At 62.2% G+C, this 21150-nt stretch carries 17 protein-coding genes and 2 tRNA genes; 14 read left to right on the top strand and 5 right to left on the bottom strand.

Annotation, left to right across the window (positions count from 1 at the left end; genetic code table 11):
* The 14 genes from AC3G88_RS18745 to AC3G88_RS18680 all read left to right on the top strand — a co-directional run bounded on the left by AC3G88_RS18745 (position 1) and on the right by AC3G88_RS18680 (position 12135).
* Positions 1 to 2232 carry a RelA/SpoT family protein gene (locus AC3G88_RS18745; protein WP_153948357.1) on the top strand — a complete coding sequence of 744 codons (2232 nt, stop codon included), beginning with the start codon at positions 1 to 3 and terminating at the stop codon, positions 2230 to 2232.
* A 21-nt stretch (positions 2233 to 2253) separates the two neighbouring features.
* A tRNA-Val gene (locus AC3G88_RS18740) sits at positions 2254 to 2330 on the top strand.
* Between the two features lie 348 nt (positions 2331 to 2678).
* Positions 2679 to 4586 carry a threonine--tRNA ligase gene (gene thrS, locus AC3G88_RS18735; protein WP_488773478.1) on the top strand — a complete coding sequence of 636 codons (1908 nt, stop codon included), beginning with the start codon at positions 2679 to 2681 and terminating at the stop codon, positions 4584 to 4586.
* Between the two features lie 47 nt (positions 4587 to 4633).
* A complete protein-coding gene (gene infC / locus AC3G88_RS18730; protein WP_092595869.1) occupies positions 4634 to 5155 on the top strand; it encodes a translation initiation factor IF-3 in 522 nt (173 codons plus the stop codon).
* A gap of 180 nt (positions 5156 to 5335) precedes the next feature.
* Positions 5336 to 5533, top strand: a complete 198-nt coding sequence (gene rpmI, locus AC3G88_RS18725; RefSeq protein ID WP_006575466.1) for a 50S ribosomal protein L35 — start codon at positions 5336 to 5338, stop codon at positions 5531 to 5533.
* Between the two features lie 28 nt (positions 5534 to 5561).
* Positions 5562 to 5918 carry a 50S ribosomal protein L20 gene (gene rplT, locus AC3G88_RS18720; protein WP_092595867.1) on the top strand — a complete coding sequence of 119 codons (357 nt, stop codon included), beginning with the start codon at positions 5562 to 5564 and terminating at the stop codon, positions 5916 to 5918.
* Positions 5919 to 6171: 253 nt separating this feature from the next.
* A complete protein-coding gene (gene pheS / locus AC3G88_RS18715; RefSeq protein ID WP_194946536.1) occupies positions 6172 to 7197 on the top strand; it encodes a phenylalanine--tRNA ligase subunit alpha in 1026 nt (341 codons plus the stop codon).
* A gap of 66 nt (positions 7198 to 7263) precedes the next feature.
* Entirely contained in the window at positions 7264 to 9711 is a 2448-nt protein-coding gene (gene pheT, locus AC3G88_RS18710; protein ID WP_488773460.1) for a phenylalanine--tRNA ligase subunit beta, read from the top strand.
* Positions 9712 to 9786: 75 nt separating this feature from the next.
* On the top strand, positions 9787 to 10203 hold the full coding sequence (locus AC3G88_RS18705) for an integration host factor subunit alpha (protein WP_066738541.1): 417 nt from the start codon (positions 9787 to 9789) through the stop codon (positions 10201 to 10203).
* Positions 10204 to 10399: 196 nt separating this feature from the next.
* Entirely contained in the window at positions 10400 to 10837 is a 438-nt protein-coding gene (locus AC3G88_RS18700; protein ID WP_488773461.1) for a MerR family transcriptional regulator, read from the top strand.
* 56 nt (positions 10838 to 10893) lie between these two features.
* Positions 10894 to 10970, top strand: a tRNA-Pro gene (locus AC3G88_RS18695).
* A 247-nt stretch (positions 10971 to 11217) separates the two neighbouring features.
* Positions 11218 to 11364 carry a hypothetical protein gene (locus AC3G88_RS18690; RefSeq protein ID WP_488773462.1) on the top strand — a complete coding sequence of 49 codons (147 nt, stop codon included), beginning with the start codon at positions 11218 to 11220 and terminating at the stop codon, positions 11362 to 11364.
* A 188-nt stretch (positions 11365 to 11552) separates the two neighbouring features.
* Positions 11553 to 11975, top strand: coding sequence for a PH domain-containing protein (locus tag AC3G88_RS18685; protein WP_488773463.1), 423 nt, complete (start codon positions 11553 to 11555; stop codon positions 11973 to 11975).
* 61 nt (positions 11976 to 12036) lie between these two features.
* Complete coding sequence (locus AC3G88_RS18680) at positions 12037 to 12135, top strand: DNA methyltransferase (protein WP_488773464.1); 99 nt, start codon at positions 12037 to 12039, stop codon at positions 12133 to 12135.
* A 30-nt stretch (positions 12136 to 12165) separates the two neighbouring features.
* Here the strand turns inward: AC3G88_RS18680 and AC3G88_RS18675 are convergent, their stop codons facing one another.
* The 5 genes from AC3G88_RS18675 to AC3G88_RS18655 form a co-directional block, all read right to left on the bottom strand.
* Entirely contained in the window at positions 12166 to 12591 is a 426-nt protein-coding gene (locus tag AC3G88_RS18675) for a hypothetical protein (protein WP_488773465.1), read from the bottom strand.
* A 564-nt stretch (positions 12592 to 13155) separates the two neighbouring features.
* Entirely contained in the window at positions 13156 to 14391 is a 1236-nt protein-coding gene (locus AC3G88_RS18670) for an alginate O-acetyltransferase AlgX-related protein (protein ID WP_488773466.1), read from the bottom strand.
* 79 nt (positions 14392 to 14470) lie between these two features.
* Positions 14471 to 15919, bottom strand: coding sequence for an MBOAT family O-acyltransferase (locus AC3G88_RS18665; RefSeq protein ID WP_488893768.1), 1449 nt, complete (start codon positions 15917 to 15919; stop codon positions 14471 to 14473).
* 224 nt (positions 15920 to 16143) lie between these two features.
* The gene (locus tag AC3G88_RS18660) at positions 16144 to 16290 is read right to left on the bottom strand and encodes a hypothetical protein (RefSeq protein WP_488773468.1); all 147 of its coding nucleotides are present in this window, start codon (positions 16288 to 16290) and stop codon (positions 16144 to 16146) included.
* Between the two features lie 620 nt (positions 16291 to 16910).
* Positions 16911 to 21125: an autotransporter domain-containing protein gene (locus tag AC3G88_RS18655; RefSeq protein ID WP_488893767.1), complete on the bottom strand. Its 4215-nt coding sequence runs from the start codon at positions 21123 to 21125 to the stop codon at positions 16911 to 16913.
* Between the last annotated feature and the right edge of the window lie 25 nt (positions 21126 to 21150).

Here is a 21150-nt window from a genome sequence, read left to right as displayed (position 1 = left end):
ATGGTGACGTCAACGGAGCTGACGGGCCAGACCGCAGGCATTCCGGATGCCGGGCTCGTCGAGCGCGCCCTGGCCTTTGTGCGCGACGTGGCAGACGGCGATAACCCCGTGCTGTTGCCGACCGGCGAGAGCGTGCTGTCGCACGCCGAAGGGATGCTACGCATCCTCGACGGACTGCGGGTGGACGATGCCGCGCGCGCGGCGGCCTGCCTGTTCGCGGCGGCGGCCTTCGTGCCCGACGCCGAGGCCCAGATCGAACCCAGATTTGGCGAGGAGGTGGTGCGCCTGGTGAAGGGGGTGCGCCAGCTGCTGCGCATCGGCGCCATCGCGGTGACGCAGGCCGACGTGTCGGAGGCGTCGAAATCGCAGGTGGCCGCGCGCCACGAGCAGGTCGAGGCGTTGCGCAAGATGCTGCTGGCGTTTGCGCAGGACATCCGCGTGGTGCTGGTGCGGCTGGCGTCGCGCCTGCAGACGCTGCGCTGGCTGGCGCAGACCAAGACTCCGCCGCTGTCCGGCGTGGCCCGCGAGACGCTGGACATCTACGCGCCGCTGGCCAACCGGCTGGGCATCTGGCAGGTGAAGTGGGAGCTCGAAGACCTGGCGTTCCGCTTCGAGCAGCCCGATACCTACAAGCGCATTGCGAAGCTGCTGGACGAGAAGCGCATCGAGCGCGAAGGCTATATCGCGCAGGCCATCGCGCGCCTGCAGTCGGAACTGGCCTCGGCCGGCATCCGCGCGGAGGTGACGGGCCGGCCCAAGCACATCTACAGCATCTGGAAGAAGATGCGCGGCAAGGAACTCGATTTTGCCGATCTGTACGATGTGCGCGCGTTCCGCGTGATCGTCGACGACATCAAGGACTGCTACACCGTCCTGGGAATCGTCCACCATATCTGGCAGCCGATTCCACGCGAATTCGACGACTATATCTCGCGGCCGAAAGCCAACGGCTACAAGTCGCTGCATACCGTGGTGATCGGCGACGACGGGCGCGCGTTCGAAGTGCAGATCCGCACGCAGGAGATGCACCACTTTGCCGAATACGGCGTGGCCGCGCACTGGCGCTACAAGGAGGCCGGCGGCAAGGGCTACAGCGGCCAGTTTGCGGCCGACAATACCTACGACGAGAAGATTGCCTGGCTGCGGCAGCTGCTGGCCTGGAAGGACGAGGCCGACCACACCGTCGCGCACGAGGATTCGCCGTGGGAGCAGCTCAAGCATGCCGCCATCGACGACCATATCTATGTGCTGACGCCGCAGGCGCGCGTGGTGGCACTGCCCCAGGGCGCGACGCCGGTGGACTTTGCCTATTACCTGCACAGCGATCTGGGCCATCGGTGCCGCGGGGCGCGCGTGGACGGATCGATGGTGCCGCTGAACACGCCGCTCAAGAACGGGCAGACCGTCGAGATCGTTGCGGTCAAGCAGGGCGGCCCGTCGCGCGACTGGCTGAACCCCGAGCTTGGCTACCTGGCGAGCAATCGCGCGCGCTCGAAGGTGCGGGCCTGGTTCAACGCGCTCGATTCGCAGGAAACGCTGGCGCAGGGCCGGGCACTGATCGAAAAGACACTGCAGCGCGAGGGCAAGACGGCCGTCAATCTGGACGACCTGGCCACCCGGCTCAACTTCAAATCGACCGACGATCTCTACGCGGCCGTGGCCAAGGAGGAGTTCAGCCTGCGGCATGTGGAGCATGCGCTACGTCACCCGGAGGGCGAGGCGCAGCCGCAGTTCAACGAGGAAGAGGCCGTCACCAAGAAGAGTCGCGCCACCAGCGTGGCGCGCGGCGCCAAGAGCGGCGTTCTGGTGGTGGGCGTGGATTCGCTGATGACGCAGATGTCGCGTTGCTGCAAGCCGGCGCCGCCCGACGAGATCGTCGGGTTTGTCACGCGCGGCCGCGGGGTGTCGATCCATCGCCGCAACTGCAGCACATTCCTGCAACTGTCGGCGCGGGCGCCGGAGCGGGTGATCCAGACGGAATGGGGCAAGCGCAGCGACGCGGTGTATCCGGTGGACATCCAGGTGGAAGCGGTGGATCGTCAGGGCCTGCTGCGCGATATCTCCGAAGTGCTGTCACGGGAGAAAATCAACGTGACCGGTGTGAAGACACTGTCGAGCAAGGGCGTGGCGCGCATGCAGTTTACGGCGGAAGTGTCCGAGGCCACGCAGTTGCAACGGGCGCTGCAACTGATCGAGGAAGTGCAGGGGGTGTTGCACGCCAGGCGAAAATAAGGTTATACTCTGCGCTTCGCTAGGCTCGTAGCTCAGCTGGTTAGAGCACCACCTTGACATGGTGGGGGTCGTTGGTTCGAGTCCAATCGAGCCTACCAACGAACATGCAGTACAACGCCGGAAGCGCGCCATGAACATGACAACTCGAACTACTACCGCTGGTTAGCGACAGTAGTCGAGGTGCGCCTTCGACCCGTGCAGGATGCGGGGAAACACAGAAAAACGCGGCCTTGGCCGCGTTTTTTTTCGTCTGTCGTTTGCCAGCGTGCTGCTAAGCTGCCGCGTCGCCCGAAGTTGGGCGCGGGTCAGCCCGAGAGATTTCCGTTTGCCGGTGTTGTCCGATGCGCGCGTGCGCCGCATCGGGTGGCCCGGCGCCACAAAAGTTGCTTTGTCCGCCCGCCTGGTGCCCAGACGCCGGCGCGGCGGCATCCACAAGAGGTGCAATGATGATCGCAATCACGCTGCCGGACGGTTCCCGTCGCGAGTACCCCGGCCCCGTCACGGTGGCTGAAGTGGCGCAGAGCATCGGCTCGGGCCTGGCCAAGGCTGCGCTTGCCGGCAAGGTCGATGGTCGCATGGTCGATACGAGCTTCACGATCGACCGCGATGCCTCGCTGGCCATCGTCACGGACAAGGACGCCGACGGCGTCGATGTGATCCGCCATTCGACGGCCCACTTGCTGGCCTACGCCGTCAAGGAACTGTTCCCCGATGCGCAGGTGACGATCGGTCCGGTCATCGAGAACGGCTTCTACTACGACTTTTCCTACAAGCGTCCTTTCACGCCCGAGGATCTGGCCGCCATCGAGAAGAAGATGACGGAACTGGCCCGCAAGGACGAGAAAGTCACGCGCGAAGTGTGGAACCGCGACGAGGCGGTGGCGCTCTTCGAGTCGATGGGCGAGAAGTACAAGGCCGAGATCATCGCCTCCATTCCGGCCGACCAGGAAATCGGCCTGTATCGCGAAGGCAACTTCGTCGATCTGTGCCGTGGACCGCACGTGCCGTCGACGGGCAAGCTCAAGGTCTTCAAGCTGATGAAGGTGGCCGGCGCCTATTGGCGCGGTGACTCGAACAACGAGATGCTCCAGCGCATCTACGGCACGGCCTGGGCCAGGAAGGAAGACCAGGAAGCGTACCTGACGATGCTGGAGGAAGCCGAGAAGCGCGACCACCGCCGCTTGGGCAAGACGCTGGACCTGTTCCACCTGCAAGAGGAAGCGCCGGGCATGGTGTTCTGGCATCCGAAGGGCTGGAGCGTCTGGCAGGCCGTCGAGCAGTACATGCGCGGCCGCCTGACGGAAGCAGGTTACCAGGAAGTCCGGACGCCGCAAGTGATGGATCGTTCTCTCTGGGAGAAGTCGGGCCACTGGGAGAACTACAAGGAAAACATGTTCGTCACGGAATCGGAAAAGCGCGACTACGCGATCAAGCCGATGAACTGCCCGGGGCATGTCCAGATCTTCAACCACGGCCTGCGCTCGTACCGCGACCTGCCGCTGCGTTTTGCCGAATTCGGCTCGTGCCACCGCAATGAGCCGTCGGGTGCGCTGCATGGCCTGATGCGCGTCCGGGGTTTTGTGCAGGATGATGCGCATATTTTCTGCACGGAAGAACAGATCGTCGAGGAGGCGAAGGCGTTCAACGAGCTGGCGTTTTCGGTGTATGACGATTTCGGCTTCAAGGATGTCAAGGTCAAGCTGTCGCTGCGCCCGGAAAAGCGCGCCGGCTCGGATGCCGTCTGGGATCACGCCGAAGACGGCCTGCGCCTGGCGCTGCGTGCCTGCGGCGTGGAGTGGGAGGAACTGCCGGGCGAGGGCGCCTTCTATGGGCCGAAGGTGGAATACCACATCAAGGACGCGATCGGCCGTTCGTGGCAGTGCGGTACGCTGCAGCTCGACCTCGTGCTGCCGGAACGCCTGGGCGCCGAATACGTGGCTGACGATAACGGCCGGAAGCGTCCGGTCATGCTGCATCGGGCCATCCTGGGTTCGTTCGAGCGATTCCTGGGCATCCTGCTGGAAAACCATGCGGGTGCGCTGCCCGCCTGGCTGGCTCCGGAGCAGGTGGTCGTCATGAATATCGCCGAATCGCAGTCGGAATATGCCGAAAACGTCGTGCAACTCTTGCAAAAACAAGGGTTTAGGGCCAAGGCGGATTTGCGTAACGAGAAAATTACGTATAAAATCCGCGAGCACTCGCTCCAGAAGATTCCCTACCTGCTAGTGGTGGGCGACAAGGAGCGGGACGCCAATCAAGTGGCCGTGCGTGCCCGTGGCAATGTGGATCTGGGTGTCATGCCTGTTTCCGCGTTTGTGGAACGTCTTCAGAACGACGTTGCCAGCAAAGCCTGAGGGTGTGAAGCACGGCTTGTTTTTTTGTCTTCTTGAGGTAACGGAACATCGCTACAGACAAAGGTCACCGTATCAACCGGGAAATCAGCGCGCCTGAGCTGCGCCTGGTAGGGGTTGATAACGAGCAGCTCGGCATCGTCAAGTTCATGGACGCTCTGCGCATGGCCGAGGACAAGGACTTGGATCTGGTGGAGATCGCGCCTAACGCGGCTCCTCCCGTAGCCCGCATCATGGACTACGGCAAGTTCAAGTACGAGGAAGCCAAGCGCGCCCATGAGGCCAAGCTCAAGCAGAAGATCATCCAGGTCAAGGAAGTGAAATTCCGTCCTGGCACGGATGATGGCGACTACAACGTCAAGCTGCGCAACCTGCGACGCTTCCTGGAGGATGGGGATAAGACCAAGATCACGCTGCGTTTCCGCGGTCGTGAGATGGCCCACCAGGAAATTGGCGCGCGCATGCTCGAGCGTCTGAAGGCTGACCTGGAAGAACTGGGTCAGGTCGAGCAGATGCCGAAGATGGAAGGTCGCCAGATGGTGATGGTGCTGGCTCCCAAGAAGAAGAAGTAATTCCTGTGCGGGGCGGCGGCCGGGATGCCGGGGGTATCCCGGCGTCGCCCTGCGCGGAAACCGTGCGTGGTGTAAGGGGTTTGCGCCCCGGCGCTGCGTACAAAAACAAGTGGATGCGGGTTTTGCAAGTGATGGCGTCAGTCATCCACCTGCATGCATGTCATAGAGCTGGAGTTATTCATGCCTAAGATGAAGACCAAGAAAAGCGCCTCCAAGCGCTTTACGGCACGCCCGAACGGTTCGTTCAAGCGCGGCCAGGCCTTCAAGCGTCACATCCTGACGAAGAAGACCACCAAGAACAAGCGTCAACTGCGCGGCACCCAGGACGTCCATGAGACGAACCTGAAGTCCGTTCGCGCGATGATGCCTTACGCATAACCCCAACCGATAACGAAAGGAGTATTACATGCCTCGAGTAAAGCGTGGGGTCACTGCACGGGCCCGTCACAAGAAGGTTATCGACGCTGCCAAGGGTTACCGCGGCCGTCGCAATAATGTCTACCGTATCGCCAAGCAGGCGGTCATGCGTGCTGGCCAGTACGCGTACCGCGATCGTCGCAACAAGAAGCGCGTGTTCCGCGCGCTGTGGATTGCACGTATCAATGCCGCGACGCGTGAGCATGGCATGACCTACAGCGTGTTCATGAACGGCCTGAAGAAGGCTTCGATTGAACTGGACCGCAAGGTGCTGTCGGACATGGCCATCCATGACAAGCCTGCCTTTGCCGCCATCGTCAACCAGGTGAAAGCCTCCGTTGCCTGATGGCCGTTCGGGAAGCGCGTAACGCGCTTCCGGGCAAGCACCGACCGCAAGGTCTGCTGAAACGGGGCTCCTCACCGAGCCCCGTTTTCATTTCGAATGCCATGCCGAACCGGGGCTTCCCCGGGCCGGGACGGCATCCGAAATGACAATGCATCGCCGCGTGCGACCAACCGTGTATCGCGCATCGCCCGGCGGCAGTGCCTATCCTTCCTATGCACCATCCACGTACCGTCCACGTATAGCCGTCATGTCCCTGGATCTGGATCAAATCGTCGCCGACGCACAGGCCGCCTTCGCCGCCGCCAACGACAACGCCACGCTGGAAAACGAGAAGGCCCGCTTCCTGGGCAAGACCGGCGCGCTGACCGAACTGCTCAAGGGCCTCGGCAAACTGGACCCGGAAGCCCGCAAGACCGAGGGCGCCCGTATCAACCAGGTCAAGCAGCAGGTGGAGGGTGCGCTGCAGGCGCGCCGCCAGGCGCTGGCCGATGCGCTGATGAACGCACGCCTGGCCGCAGAGGCCATCGACGTGACGCTGCCCGGCCGCGCCGTGGCGCGCGGCAGCGTGCACCCGGTGATGCGTACGTGGGAGCGTGTCGAGCAGATCTTCGGTTCGATCGGCTTCGATGTGGCCGACGGCCCCGAGATCGAAACCGACTGGATGAACTTCACCGCGCTGAACAACCCGGACAACCATCCGGCACGGTCGATGCAGGACACGTTCTATGTGGACGGCCGCGACAGCGACGACAAGCTCCTGCTGCTGCGTACCCACACCAGCCCGATGCAGGTGCGCTACGCCCGCATGCACGTGCAGAAGTACGCCGGCAAGCCGATGCCGCCGATCAAGGTGATCTGCCCGGGCCGCACCTATCGTGTGGACAGCGACGCCACGCACTCGCCGATGTTCAACCAGGTGGAAGGCCTGTGGATTGGCGAGGATGTCAGCTTTGCCGACCTGAAGGGTGTCTATACCGATTTCCTGCGCAAGTTCTTCGAGCGCGACGATATCCAGGTGCGCTTCCGCCCGTCGTACTTCCCGTTTACCGAGCCGTCGGCCGAAATCGACATGGCCTTCGGCAATGGCAAGTGGCTGGAAATTTCCGGCTCGGGCCAGGTTCACCCGAACGTGCTGCGCAACATGGGCCTCGACCCCGAGCGTTATATCGGCTTCGCGTTTGGCTCCGGCCTGGAGCGCCTGACGATGCTGCGCTACGGCATCAACGACCTGCGCCTGTTCTTCGAGGGCGACGTGCGCTTCCTGCGCCAGTTCGCCTGATCCTCGCAGGCCGCTGCCCGCATATCGTCAAAGACATCACAGAATACCTACCGGATCAGAAGCGCCATGCAATTCTCGGAATCCTGGCTTCGCACATTCGCCAATCCTGAAAAGATCTCGACCGACGCGCTGTCGCACAGCCTGACGATGGCCGGCCTCGAAGTGGAAGAGGTTGGCCCGGTTGCGCCGCCGTTCAACAAGATCGTGGTGGCCAGCGTGCTGGCGACCGAACGCCATCCCAATGCCGACCGCCTGAACGTTTGCCAGGTGGACGCCGGCACCGGCGAGACGCTGCAGATCGTTTGCGGCGCGCCCAACGTGAAGCCGGGCATCAAGGTGCCGTGCGCGCTGGTGGGCGCCGTGCTGCCGCCGGCCGAAGAGGGCGGCAAGCCGTTCGAGATCAAGGTGGGCAAGCTCCGTGGCGTGGACAGCTTCGGCATGCTGTGCTCGGCCCGCGAACTGAAGCTGTCGGAAGACCACGGCGGCCTGCTGGTGCTGCCGGACGACGCGCCGGTGGGTCAGGACATCCGCCAGTACCTGGACCTGGACGACCAGGTCTTCACGATCAAGCTGACGCCGAACAAGGCGGACTGCCTGTCGATCCACGGCGTGGCGCGCGAGGTGTCGGCGCTGACCGGCGCCGCCCTGACGCTGCCGGACATGTCGCCGGTGGCCGTGACGTTGCAGGACAAGCTGCCGGTCAAGATCTCCGCGCCCGACCTGTGCGGCCGTTTCTCGGGCCGTATCATCCGCGGCGTGAACGCCCGTGCGGCCACGCCGGCCTGGATGGTGCAGCGCCTGGAGCGTTCGGGCCAGCGCAGCATCTCGGCACTGGTCGATATCTCCAACTACGTGATGCTCGAACTGGGCCGTCCGTCGCACGTGTTCGACCTGGACAAGATCCACGGCGGGCTGGACGTGCGCTGGGGCCGCAAGGGCGAACAGCTCAAGCTGCTGAACGGCAATACCGTCGAGGTGGACGAGCAGGTCGGCGTGATTTCCGACGACAAGGAAATCGAAAGCCTGGCGGGCATCATGGGCGGCGACAGCACCGCCGTGTCGCTGGATACCACGAACATCTATCTCGAAGCCGCGTTCTGGTGGCCCAATGCCATCCAGGGCCGCGCGCGCCGCTACAACTTTTCGACAGATGCCGCCCATCGGTTCGAGCGTGGCGTGGACTACGCCACCACGGTCGAGCACATCGAACGCATCAGCGCGCTGATTCTTGAGATCTGCGGCGGCCAGGCCGGCCCCGTGGACGACCAGATCGTCAACCTGCCGCAGCGCAAGCCGGTGGCCCTGCGCGTGGCGCGCGCCGAGCGCGTGCTGGGTATCGAACTGTCGTCGGCGGAAATTGCCGATGTGTTCCAGCGCCTGAACCTGCCGTTCACGCGTTCGCAGGGCGCGGATGGCGAGGTGTTCGAGGTTACGCCGCCGAGCTATCGCTTCGACATCGAGATCGAGGAAGACCTGATCGAGGAAGTGGCACGGATCTACGGCTTCGAGCGTATCGTGGCCCGTCCGCCGATCGCCGAAAGCGAAATGCGCCCGACCAACGAAGGCCGCCGCTCGCAGCACGTGGTGCGCCACGCGCTGGCCGCGCGCGACTTCAACGAAGTGATCAACTTCGCCTTCGTGGAAGAGCAGTGGGAGCGCGACTTTGCCGCCAATGACAACCCGATCCGCCTGCTGAACCCGATCGCCAGCCAGCTGGCCGTGATGCGTTCGACGCTGATCGGTGGCCTGGTCGACAAGGTGCGCTACAACCTTAACCGCAAGGCGGCGCGCGTGCGCCTGTTCGAGGTGGGCCGCGTGTTCCATCGCGATCCCAGCGTGGCCGATGGCGGCCTGACCGTGGCGGGCTATCGCCAGCCGATGATGGCAGCGGGTATCGCCTACGGCCCGGCGTTCGAGGAGCAATGGGGTGTGGCAACGCGCCCGGTGGACTTCTTCGACATCAAGGGTGACGTGGAGGCGCTGTTCCATCCGCGCACGCCGCGCTTCGAGCCGGTGGCGCATCCCGCGCTGCACCCGGGCCGCGCCGCGCGCGTGATCGTCGACGGCAAGCCCGTGGGCGTGGTCGGTGAAATTCACCCGCGCTGGCTGCAGGAGTACGAGCTGACCAACGCGCCCGTGGTGTTCGAGCTGGAGCTCGACGCGCTGCGGGACGTGGGCCTGCCGGTCTACACGGAAATCTCCAAGTTCCCGGCCGCCGTGCGTGACCTGGCCGTGGTGGTCAAGCAGCAGGTGCGCGTTCAGGACATGATCGATGCCATGCGCGCGGCGCTGGACAAGGCCGGCTCGGGCCACTTTGTTCAGAGCCTGGTGCTGTTTGACGAGTTCCGTCCCAAGGCGGCGTCGGCGTCAATTGGCGCCGACGAGAAAAGTCTTGCCTTCCGGGTAACGTTGCAAGATACTGGGGCGACCCTCCAGGACGAGACAGTCGACAGCGCGGTGCGTTGCATGGTCGACGCGCTGACAGCGGGCTTCGATGCCCGCCTGCGCGGCTAAGCCACCATCGCAGTTGGAGCGCCCGGGCACAGCTCCCGGGCGGATCGCCAGACAGATGCAAGAGAGCGATCAAGGATGAACGATCGAGACGCGATTTCCATGAATGCTGCAGACCTGGGTGAGGCAAGCGACCGGCATGCTGCCTCCTTCGACGATGCATCGCCGGAAGCCCGCGCTACCGAGGTGCCTACCCTGACCAAGGCCGAACTCGCAGAAATGCTGTTCGACCAGGTTGGCCTGAACAAGCGCGAATCGAAGGATATGGTCGAGGCTTTCTTCGACGTGATTCGCGAAGCCCTGGAGAAGGGCGACAGCGTGAAGCTGTCCGGCTTCGGCAACTTCCAGTTGCGCGACAAGGCGCAACGTCCCGGCCGTAATCCCAAGACGGGCGAGATCATTCCGATCACCGCGCGCCGTGTGGTGACGTTCCACGCCAGCCAGAAGCTCAAGAGCCTGGTCGAGGAACGCGCCGACGTGGCGCTTCCGGGCTGACGACGTGGCAGGACTGACGCCCCGCGCGTCAGTTGCCTGCCGAACGAAGACCGTCGCGGCGCACAGACACCTGTATCAATTTGCCACATCGGTTGGATTGCCCGGGGCGATGGCTGTCTGTATCCTGCAATGCCGCGCGCGCGTCGCGCCAACCGCGTCTGGCCCTCGAGGGGCCTGACATCAGCTTCTCCATCGCATGACGGAAAAATCCAGCGAGCGCGTCTCGCTGCCGCCGATTCCCGCAAAACGCTATTTCACGATTGGTGAAGTCAGCGAGCTTTGCGCCGTCAAGCCGCACGTCCTGCGCTACTGGGAGCAGGAGTTCACGCAGCTCAAGCCCGTGAAGCGCCGCGGCAATCGCCGCTACTACCAGCACCATGAAGTCCTGCTGATCCGGCGGATCCGCGAACTGCTCTACGAGCAAGGCTTCACGATCAACGGTGCGCGCAACCGGCTGGACGAAGGGCGTCATCATGGCGTCGGAGCAGCCATGCCGGACGAAGCCGTCGCGGTGCAGTCCGCCGCGGCAGTGCAACCGCCTGTGCTGTCGGTCGACCTGAACACGCTGCGCGGCGACCTGGTGGAAGTCCAGCATCTGCTGGCGCAACTGAAGCAAATCGCGAAGCCCGAATAAATTCACTGCAAACCACTAGCCATTACGGTCGGCTCTGATATAATCTCGTTCTTCTTCGGGGCGTAGCGCAGCCTGGTAGCGTACCTGCATGGGGTGCAGGTGGTCGGAGGTTCAAATCCTCTCGCCCCGACCAGAATAAAACCCGCACAGTCATTGGCTGTGCGGGTTTTTCATTTCTGGTGTCTGCATCTCAGTGTATGGAACGGTGTCCGGGCCCTGAATCCCCGCATTTTCGTCCACCCAAAGTCCTCTGGACCTCGAGCGCCGTTTCAAAGTCGATGCGGCAATAGATGTCACAGGCGGTCCCCGGTTGCCGAGGAAGGCTCGGAGGTCCAGGCTGGCCCGTCAATCGCTATCGTGGCGGCCATATGGGCTGACGCATGCCGGCGGTGCTCAAGCATCTGCATCGGCTGGTGAGCAGCACGGCCACCATCAATTCTGATGCCGTGCGCGAAGTCGTCGGTAGCCTCGTTGAGGACAAGAACCGCGAACAACCAATCGGCGCAGACGGCTTTACAGTCGTGTGACAGACGACCTACATTAGCGCCAGAATTGCCGTAACTGCGTCTGAAGAAGCCCGCGCAAGCGGGCTTTTTGCGTTTCGGCCACTCTCCTCCTGAAGTGGGGTTTAGGATGTTCGGTGCCCGCCGTCGCGTCCAATATGACTTTCGGTCGGTTAAGATTCCCGCTCCAATAAATCGAAAAGGGAGCAGTAATGGGGTCGTATGTAAATGCGAGCATCGGGGCAAATGAGCAGATCGTTTATGAGGCCAAAGTATCCTGGCTCTCGCAACTGCCGCTCGTCATCCTCGGTGTGGTGACGTTGCCGTTCATGGGGTTCGGGCTGCTGTTCCTCCTGATTGCTTTTATCAAGATCTGGACGACTGAGCTCGCAATCACGAACAAGCGGATCATTGCCAAGTTTGGACTGATCAGCCGTAGCACCATCGAGATGCGTCTGGAGAAAGTTGAGACGGTGCAGGTCGATCAATCGATTCTCGGCCGTATCCTGAATTTTGGCTCGGTGGTCGTATCGGGCGCGGGCGCTCCGCGCGCACCTATTCCGGGTATTTCGGCGCCCCTGAACTTCCGTGGTCGTCTGAATGCCATTTTGGAAGAGCAGACTGCAAAGGCCTAAAAGCCGGTAGTCTCAAAAGAATCGAAGCCCCGCCGGTTCCAGCTGCGCGGGGCTTTTTCCGGTGGAGATGCGGGAATACCTGCTGACCAACAGCTCGAAGGCTGGCGACATGGTGCTCGATCCGTTTGCTGGGTCCGGCTCAATGCTGATCGCGACGTGAGTGCATGAAAGATTAGGATGTGCCGCAAGCTCATGGAATTATTTTTCCCCTGATGCCCAGATCCATGAGCGGTCCCATCATGCCTAGGCACATTGATGTTAGACCGCAAAGAAACAGAAAGAGAGCACGTATCCTGGACCATTCGAGGGTTTTGCCTTTCGGGAGTTCAGCAACTTGGCGACCACGGGCGACATGGCCATTTATGTACGCGGCATGCTCGTTAGCCAAATCACGTAGATGCTCGAAGCCCTTGACCATGGTGATGTAGGCGAATCCGGCACTGAACGAGTAGGCAATGATCGAGAGAACGGCAAAGTGCCCGCGACCATCAAAAAAGTGGCCGCCGGCCAGAGCGATCGAGCCCGCCACGCCTGCTACGTTCAACACTACCAGTTGTCTCAGGGCTTCCAATCCCCATGTACAGTGCTGGAGCACGATTGCGGCGTGAATCTGCAAGGCTTCCGCGCGGGCAGACTCCTCTGAAGGATAAGGCGGCGATGGGGGAAGGCTTGGATATCGTCTGGACATTTCGTGGCGGTAAGATTGCTCAATGGTTATCGGCAGACGAAGGAGAAGACTGTGCCCTCCAACCCGAGGGGTTGACGCACTGACGGAGTTCCGGCGATGCCAGGCCGAAGACCCGTCATCGCCACCGACAAGCAACGCATCACCGTCGCCGCCATGTCCTGAGGTACTCGTCGCGACCGACCAGGCAGGCGCACAGGTGTGCCCCGGCCACGCAAAGTTGAGACGAGATGAAGATGCTGCCGCTGATATCGCGCCTGACGCTAACAGCGCGCTGCACGACGAGCGGGGCAAATTAGCCCGAGCCAGGGGTTGACGCAAGCAAGGATCGTGGACACCGCCTCCGACTGGACCGCGCCAATCTATATGGACAAGGCCGATGTGCTGAGCGACGACACGGCCAAGTCCATCCTTGCCCACACGCGCCGGAGCAAAGGTGTGTGGGTTGGAGGCGAGAAGGAACTAAAATTGCGGAATCGGATGTTTCCCGAAGCGTCAGTCAAGAACTGCCGTACTGCGGCCAGGGCCATCGGCACCGTCGAGAGATTTAGCCCCTGCAGTGGCAAGTCCTCCGGGGGGCGTATTTGAGATCCTATGAAGGGTGGCGTTTAATGTGTTCTCAGGCACCGCTTCCATAAAACGCTCAACGCGCTCTTCGATCACGACGTCAGGCTTTTCTTGCAATACCATTCGGACGAATAGCTCGTCGGTCGGCGTTCCCCATATTGAAACGACCCGGCCGAACGTCGCGTTGAAGTATGGGCTGATCGCAGAGCCGAACGAGTCATGGAAGATCAGCAGGGTTTTTGTTCGCGACGGACATTCGTGTCCGGCGAACCGCAGAATCCGGCTGACGTCGACGCCAGCTGGGGGCTGTACCGCCACTGCCCGGCCGCACGGTTTGAAGCTTGCGGCTACCTTTTCGGTCTCGAGTTTCGGGCTGCGGCTCATGATCGCCAGGTCACGAGCACGGGGCGTTCCGTCGTCAACGAACTCAGCCTCGGCTATTTCCAGCGGCGCGGGTCCATTCGCTTCGCCAAGCGAACGCATAATAGTGCGATAGCCGATGTATGCACCGTAACTCGTCCAATGCGTGTCGGTTTCGAAGTAGAGGCGCTCGGCACCGGCCGCTTTCTTTTTGGCCAGGTCAGGAAGTAAGTCCACAAGAGGGGCTGACGTTCCAACATGCTGCTTGATGAGCGCATAGCGCGAATCACCTTCCCACTGGTATCGACTGGGAAGCTTCTCAGGGAACAGACTGTGTTTGTCCGGCGCCGTGACGAATCTGTATGTGATGCCTCGATTCGCCAGCCAAGTGGACCGATCCGATAGCGAGCCTTTCCAGTTGCCTAGGCTCGCTTCCGCAGGGGAGGCCAACCGCTGCATGTCTGCAAGGGAGTTGTCCCCCGTGTAGAAAAGCCAGCCGCTTGACCCCAGAATGACTCGAGGGGAGCCCGATGTGCGGAACACGTTCCGGCTGATATCGGAATGCAACGTCAGGAAGTGATCCCGCAGGCCGAAATTGTCATTGACGAAGGCTTCCATCTTGGCCGGATAGGCTTTGACCGCTTTAAATGAGTCCGGCAACGATGGCCTTTCGGCAAGCGTTCGCTTTTCCGCGCCACCGTCATGGGTGCGCCAGAGTCCCAAAAATGGTACGGCGATCGTCGCCGCAAAAAAGGTGGCCAGCGCGGCGTTAATGATGTTCCTCGAACCGATCGATTGCATCATCAGAACCTGAAATAAATGAATGGGTTATAGGTGCTGAGAGCGAGCTGGGAAATGCTGACGATCAGGACCATGGATGCGATCACGCCGCGAGCGGTGAGCATGGGCAGCGAAGTCGCGTTGACCGGTTGCATTCGTACGCACCAGCCCGGCAGCGGCTCATTCGCGTGCGACGGGAATCGACGCATACGGCACGCGCCAGGAACGTGAACATTGGTGTGGACAAAACAATCGCGGCCGCGAGCGTTGTGAAGGCAATCGGGTCCATGGCCGCAGCAAGTTGAGGTGAGAGACCATGCCCGCTGCCTTGGAAGGACATCGCCTTGAGATATTCAACGGCGCTCGAAAACGTCTCTGCCCGAAAGAAGACCCAGCCGACCATGACCACCAGGAGGGTATAGGTGCTGGACAAGACAGTCGGGGCTGCATCAATCCATCGCCCAAACCTGCCTCGTTCCAGGACAAGCATCACCCCGTGGAATACGCCCCAAATGGCAAAGTTCCAACTCGCGCCGTGCCAGAGCCCACATAGAAAGAAGACGATAAACAGGTTCATTCTCACGCGGAAGCCTGAGCCACGATTTCCGCCCAGGGGGATGTAGAGGTAGTCGCGGAACCAGGTGGAGAGCGAAAGGTGCCAGCGGCGCCAGAACTCTCGCACTGACCGCGCAATGTAGGGATAGTTGAAATTCTCAGTAAGTTCAAACCCGAACATGCGAGCCAAGCCAATGGCCATGTCGGAATATCCTGAAAAGTCAAAATAAATCTGCAGCGTGTAGCATGCTATCCCCAACCAGGCTGCGCTGGCGGAAAGAGTTCCGGGCGGCGCACTGAAAGTTTGATCCGCAATTTGGCCTAGGGTGTTGGCGATCAACACCTTCTTTCCAAGGCCAAAAGCAAATCGTTCGACGCCAGAGGCGAATCTCTCCACTGTATTGCTGCGACGGAGAATCTGCTCAGCGACATCGTGGTATCGAATGATCGGGCCGGCCACCAACTGCGGGAACATGGATATGTATAACCCCATGTCGAGAGGGCTCTTCAGGGCTTCGGCTTCGCGACGGTAGATGTCCACCAAATAGGAGATCGCGTGGAACGTGAAAAACGAAATGCCGACGGGCAGCGGTAATGGCTCTGTTGCGAAGGTGTGGTGGAGGATTGGTCCCAGTGCCTCATTGAAGCTGGTGACTAAGAAGTTGGCGTACTTGTAGTGGGCTAATACCAGGAGGTTGATAACCACTGCTACAGAAAGTATGGCGAACTCTGACCTCCGGCCCCGGGCGGCCGACATGCCTAAGGCGATTCCCCAGTTAAAGAGGATGGATGCCAGCATCAGCCCGATATAGACGGGTTCTCCCCAAGCGTAGAACAGCAGGCTGGCTGCAAGCAGTAACAGGTTCCGGTACCTGGGCGCCAGCAGGTAGTAAAGCGCTAGCGTGATGGGAAGGAAAAGGAAAAGGAAGGCAGTTGAGCTGAAGACCACGGCAATCTCTTGTTGTTTTCCGAGTGGCTCGGAATGCTCATGTGGCAAATTTGTCAATCCGCGATTCTATCCCAGTCTGTTGGCACTTCTGCGGGAACCCGCATATCGCGAGGGAACGGGACGAGCGAACGGTGAAGCAGCGCATAGCGCCGGAGGCTAGGGAATGACGACCGAGGAGACCCGCCGGTAGTGCAGGAGGCGAGCGAGGGACGCGCGGTCCGGTAGGCGGAGGGAGAAACGTCGCTTTGCAGGGGGATTCGACGTTAGCGCATCTACCGAGCGCACTTTCCCAAATGATCTGGATAGGCCTTGGTCCATTCGAGGCAGGCCTTGTAGTCGTCGTAGCGATCCGCCGCATAGAGGCCTGCGAACAAGGCCAGAACAAGGAAGCTGAGGATAACTCGGCGGAGCGTGCTCATTTGTGTTCCTTCCAGAGGTGAAAACCGGCGGGTCAGTCTAGTACTCTAGTAAGTAAATAATAAATGCGCAAAGAAAAGGCGCGCTACCGTTTGAACCGCTCAGGCGGCACGGCGCCGGGTCGCTTCACCTTGATCCAATCCGATGACCAGATATCGTGTGTTGGCAGGTCGAGCCTACGCGCTTCCAAACGACCCCTACAGTTGCAGATACGGCGCGCACAGGTTCTTTCCCTTGTCCACCAGCACGTCGAACACGCACTAGACGACCAGGTACGCGGGCAAGGACCAGTCTAGTGACGGACGGGGATAAGTCCGCTAGTCCCGCGTGCGAAACGACGCGCAAAACTGTGCCAAAGTCAGCGCGACGTTACATCTGCGTCTCAGTCTCAGTATGGAACGGTGTCTGGACCCTGAATCCCCGCATTTTCGTCCACCCGGAGCATTCTGGACCTCGAGCGCCGTTTCAAAAGTCGATGCGGCAACAAATGTCACAGGCGGCCCCCCGGCTGCCGAGGATGTCTCGGAGATCCGGGCTGGCCCGTCAATCGCTATCGTGGCGGCCACATGGGCTGACGCACGTTGGCGGCCATGCCCGGCGGAGCTCGGACCGCGCCAAGGGGCTAGAACTGGATGGAGAGCCTGCCCTGCACAGCCCGGGTAGTGGTCCCTCCACCAAGCCGGCTGCTGAACACCACGCCGAGTGACGCCCTGCGGGTGAACTGGAAGTCCAGCCCGGCCTCGATGACCATCGAATTGCGTCCCTGGGGTACGCCGGCAACGGTGAAAGGATTGCTGTCGGCAAACGACAGGTTCGCAACGGGCACGGAAGTGCCGAACGTATGCTGCCAGCCAAGCATGCCGCGCGCGGTCAGTTTTGCACCCTTGGGCATGTCGATGGTGGTCGAACCTCGCAGGCCCAGTGTCGTGTACGTTGAGCTGATGCTGTTGCCGTCGCCGGCCAGCGCCGCGGCGCCGCCGTTCTCCTTGAAGCTGTTCGTGCGCGTGTTGGCGAAGGCGACGTTGACGAACGGTTCCAGGTTCATGCGCCGCATGGCGAGCTGGTACCCCATGTCCCCGAAAATCTGCATCGTGCGGCCGTTGTAGTTGGCCTTCAGGTTGTCAGAGTAGCCCGTGAAGACCGGTGATCGATGGGTCTCGATGGTGTGCCAGGAAAATGCTGCACCCGTGCGGATGCCAAGGGGGCCCAGCTGCGTGCCACCGTAAATCCCCGCGTGATAGTTGTCGCTGCTGGCCGAGGAATTCCTCGTGTCGGCGTTCATGCCATTGTGGGTGTAGCCGAGTAACGCACCGACGTTCCATCGTTCGCCAATCGTGGTGTCCGTACCCATCAGGATGCCGGAAACGTCCTGACTCAGGCGCGCCGCATTGCCATCGCCAGCAGTCTTTCCCCACGAACCGAAAACGCGGGCCCATCCCGCGGGCCTGGTGGTGCGGCGATAGCATCCACCGTCTTCCGGCGCGTCCGGCACATCTGAGCTGGCCCCCACCATATCCGATGCCGCGATGCCATTGTCGAAGCCTGGCCCGCAGAATCGTTGTCGAATGCGATCGATGGCGGTGTCGCGGATCTGGCGGCTATCGCCCAGCAGTGCGTTCTTGATCGATGCATGAATCTCGCCGGACAGTTGATTGAAGGCAAGCCTGGCCTCGTCGTCAGTCTCCAGTCCGGTGACCACGGTCTTGATGACATTGCTGTCCGGCATGCTGTCCAGCGCGCCGGCCGTGGCCATCTCGTTGCGCGTTCCGGCCGCGTCGATAAAGCTGCGTACCCGGGTGGCTCTCAGATAGACGTTGTTGGCGTCATAGACATCCTTCAGGAGATAGAACGCGCCACCCGTGTCGCCGGCGAGCGTATAGGTGCCAGTCACGCCATGGGTCGCGGACAGCACCGTGTAGTTGGAGTCCACCGAATACTCGCCCGGGGTGATCTTGGCGACTTCCAGGATCGCGCCCGGTGCCAGTGTGGCCGCCCCATTGACCTGGATCCGGTCAGACCGGGTACTGGCCGGTTCCACCTGCGCCTGATATGTAGAGCCTCCAGCCTGCGAATAGGCGCCATTGACGGTCAGGGTGCCGATGGAATTTCCCGGCGCGATCTTGGCACCGGAGACAATGCTGGTCTGTCCGACAGACCCATTGCCACGGAGTGCGGTGCCGCGCTGCATGGTCACGGCGGAATTGCCCAGGAAGCCATTGACGACAAGGTCTCCGCCTTCCACGGAAGTTGCGCCGGAGAGCTTGCTGTCGCCGGTCAGCGTTAGGCTGCCTCCGCCAGACTTGGTGAAGGTGCCGGTGCCGTTGATGGCGTTGGCCAGGGTGGCATTGGTGGGTTGGTCGATGATCAGCGCCGCGTTATTCAGGATGGCGCCGGTACCGAAGCTGGTGGCGGTGCCAACCAGCGATCCGGTCGAAATGGTGGTGCCGCCACTGTAGGTGTTGTTGCCTAAGAGCGAGAGCGTGCCGGTGCCAGTCTTGGCGAACTGGCCGGCACCGCCGATGACCCCGGAGAAGACCGCGTCGATGGTGTTGTTGGCCGTCAGCTTGGTGGCGGCGGCCTTGCCCAGGCTGATGGTACCGGCCCCAGACAGATTGTTGGCGGTCTGACTGAAGTCGTTCAGGGCCAGGGTGGCGCCCGGGTTGACCGTGACCGCGCTGCTTGTGGCAAACGCATCGGCGATGCCGGTGGCCAGTGTACCGGCGTTGATCCCTGTCTTGCCGGTGTAGGTGTTCTTGGCCGACAGGGTCAGCGTGCCGGTGCCGTTCTTGGTGAGGTCCTTGCCGTTCCACCCCGTGTCGGAGGCAAGCTGATCGGCAAGCACAACGTCGGCATTGAAGGTATCGGTTGCCGCGGCCAGCGTGAAGGCGCCATTGCCCAGCCTGGGGCCGGCTCGCCAGGCGAGGCCAAAGCCGACGTTGTACTCGAGGTTGTCGGCGCTCTTGCGTCCGCCGACGACCAGATAATCCACCGGGCTCGACGCGCTGCCGAGATTGATGCTGGAGAAGTCACCGGTGATGCCGCCGGTAGTGCGGAGTACCGTGAACCGCAGATCGGTTAGCGCGCTGGCGGTGTGGGGCGCGGATGCGGAGAACCCGGCAATGTCCAGAACGCCCCCAAGCGTTGCCGAGCCCGCGGTGATGGCGGGGCTGTTGTTGGCGCCGAGGGTCATATTGAGCTGCGAGCCAGTCGCCTGCGTGAGTGCGTTGGCTATGTTGAGCTGCGCATTGCCGTCGATGGCAGTGGTGGCGCCGCTGGCAGTGGTGAGGCTGTCCGCGGTGAAGACGCCATCTTGCGCAAAATACAGCGTACCGGCATCGACCGCGACAGTACCCTGCGTGCCGCCGCCGGTCAGCGTGGCGGTGCCGGCACCGGTCTTGGTGAGGCTGCCGGTGCCGGACAGGGCGTTGGCCAGGGTACTGTCGTCGGCGAAGGCAAGTTGCAGGGCGGCGGTGTTGGCCACGGCGCCGGTTCCCATGGCGTCGCCGCTGGTGGCAATCAGCGTGCCGTCGGAGAGGGTGGTGCCGCCGGTGTACGTGTTGGAGCCAGAGAGCGTGAGGGCACCGGTTCCCGTCTTGGTGAGCTGGCCGGCACCGCCGATCACGCCGGAGAAGGTGGTGTCGCTGGTGTTGTTGGCGGTCAGCGCGGTAGCGGCGAGAGAGCCCAGGGTTATCGTGCCGGCGCCGGACAGATTGTTGGCGGTCTGGCTGAAGTCGTTCATGGCCAGGGTCGCGCCCGCTTTGACCGTGACCGCGCTGCTCGTGGCAAACGCATCGGCGATGCCGGCGGCCAGCGTGCCGGCGTTGACGGTGGTCAGTCCCGTATAGGTGTTCTTGGCCGACAGCGTCAGCGTACCGTTGCCGGCCTTGGTCAAATCCTTGCCGTTCCATCCCGTTGCCGATGCGGCCTGATCGGCGAGCACGACATCGGCATTGAAGGTATCGGTCGCCGCGGCCAGCGTGAATACGCCACTGCCCAGGCTGGCGCCAGCCTGCCAGGTGAGGCCGAAGCCGACGTTGTAGTCGAGGTTGTCGACGCTCTTGCGTCCGGCCAGCGTCAGGTAGTCGACGGCACTGGCAGCGCCGCCGAGGTTGACGGTGGTGAAGTCGCCGGTGATGCCGCCGGTGGTGTGGATGACCCGGAACAGGGTGCCGGTCAGTGCGCTGGCGGTGTTGGGTGCACTGGCGGAGAAACCGGTGATGTTCAGCGTACCGGCCAGGGTGGCGCTGGCGGCGGTGATGGCAGGGTCGTTGCTTGCACCCAGGGCGACACCGAGCGTGGAGCCAGTCGCCTGCGTGAGGGCGTTGGTCACGTTGAGCTGCGCGTTGCCGTCGATGGCGGTGTTGGCGCCGCTGGCGGTGGTGAGGCTGTCCGCGGTGAAGACGCCATCTTGCGCAATATTCAGCGTACCGGCATTGATCGCGACGGTACCCTGCGTGCCGCCGCCGGTCAGCGTGGCGGTGCCGGTGCCGGTCTTGGTGAGGCTGCCGGTGCCGGACAGGGCGTTGGCGAGGGTACTGTCGTCGGCGAAGGCAAGTTGCAGGGCGGCGTTGTTGGCCACGGCGCCGGTTCCCATGGCGCTGCCGCTGGTGGCAATCAGCGTGCCGTCGGAGAGGGTGGTGCCGCCGGTATAGGTGTTGGTGCCCGAGAGCGTGAGCGCACCCGTCCCCGTCTTGGTGAGTTGACCGGCGCCGCCGATCACGCCGGAGAAGGTGGTGTCGCTGGTGTTGTTGGCGGTCAGCGCGGTAGCGGCGAGAGAGCCCAGGGTTATCGTGCCGGCGCCGGACAGATTGTTGGCGGTCTGGCTGAAGTCGTTCATGGCCAGGGTCGCGCCCGCTTTGACC

The sequence above is a fragment of the Cupriavidus sp. 86D6 genome (genome assembly GCF_057815095.1).
This window is presented reverse-complemented; position numbering and strand designations above follow the sequence as displayed.

Coding starts and splice junctions, on each gene's coding strand:
- AC3G88_RS18745 (WP_153948357.1), top strand. CDS start 1: ATGGTGACGTCAACGGAGCTGACGGGCCAGACCGCAGGCATTCCGGAT.
- thrS (WP_488773478.1), top strand. CDS start 2,679: ATGATCGCAATCACGCTGCCGGACGGTTCCCGTCGCGAGTACCCCGGC.
- rpmI (WP_006575466.1), top strand. CDS start 5,336: ATGCCTAAGATGAAGACCAAGAAAAGCGCCTCCAAGCGCTTTACGGCA.
- rplT (WP_092595867.1), top strand. CDS start 5,562: ATGCCTCGAGTAAAGCGTGGGGTCACTGCACGGGCCCGTCACAAGAAG.
- pheT (WP_488773460.1), top strand. CDS start 7,264: ATGCAATTCTCGGAATCCTGGCTTCGCACATTCGCCAATCCTGAAAAG.
- AC3G88_RS18705 (WP_066738541.1), top strand. CDS start 9,787: ATGAACGATCGAGACGCGATTTCCATGAATGCTGCAGACCTGGGTGAG.
- AC3G88_RS18700 (WP_488773461.1), top strand. CDS start 10,400: ATGACGGAAAAATCCAGCGAGCGCGTCTCGCTGCCGCCGATTCCCGCA.
- AC3G88_RS18690 (WP_488773462.1), top strand. CDS start 11,218: ATGCCGGCGGTGCTCAAGCATCTGCATCGGCTGGTGAGCAGCACGGCC.
- AC3G88_RS18685 (WP_488773463.1), top strand. CDS start 11,553: ATGGGGTCGTATGTAAATGCGAGCATCGGGGCAAATGAGCAGATCGTT.
- AC3G88_RS18670 (WP_488773466.1), bottom strand. CDS start 14,391: ATGATGCAATCGATCGGTTCGAGGAACATCATTAACGCCGCGCTGGCC.
- AC3G88_RS18660 (WP_488773468.1), bottom strand. CDS start 16,290: ATGAGCACGCTCCGCCGAGTTATCCTCAGCTTCCTTGTTCTGGCCTTG.
- AC3G88_RS18655 (WP_488893767.1), bottom strand. CDS start 21,125: ATGAACGACTTCAGCCAGACCGCCAACAATCTGTCCGGCGCCGGCACG.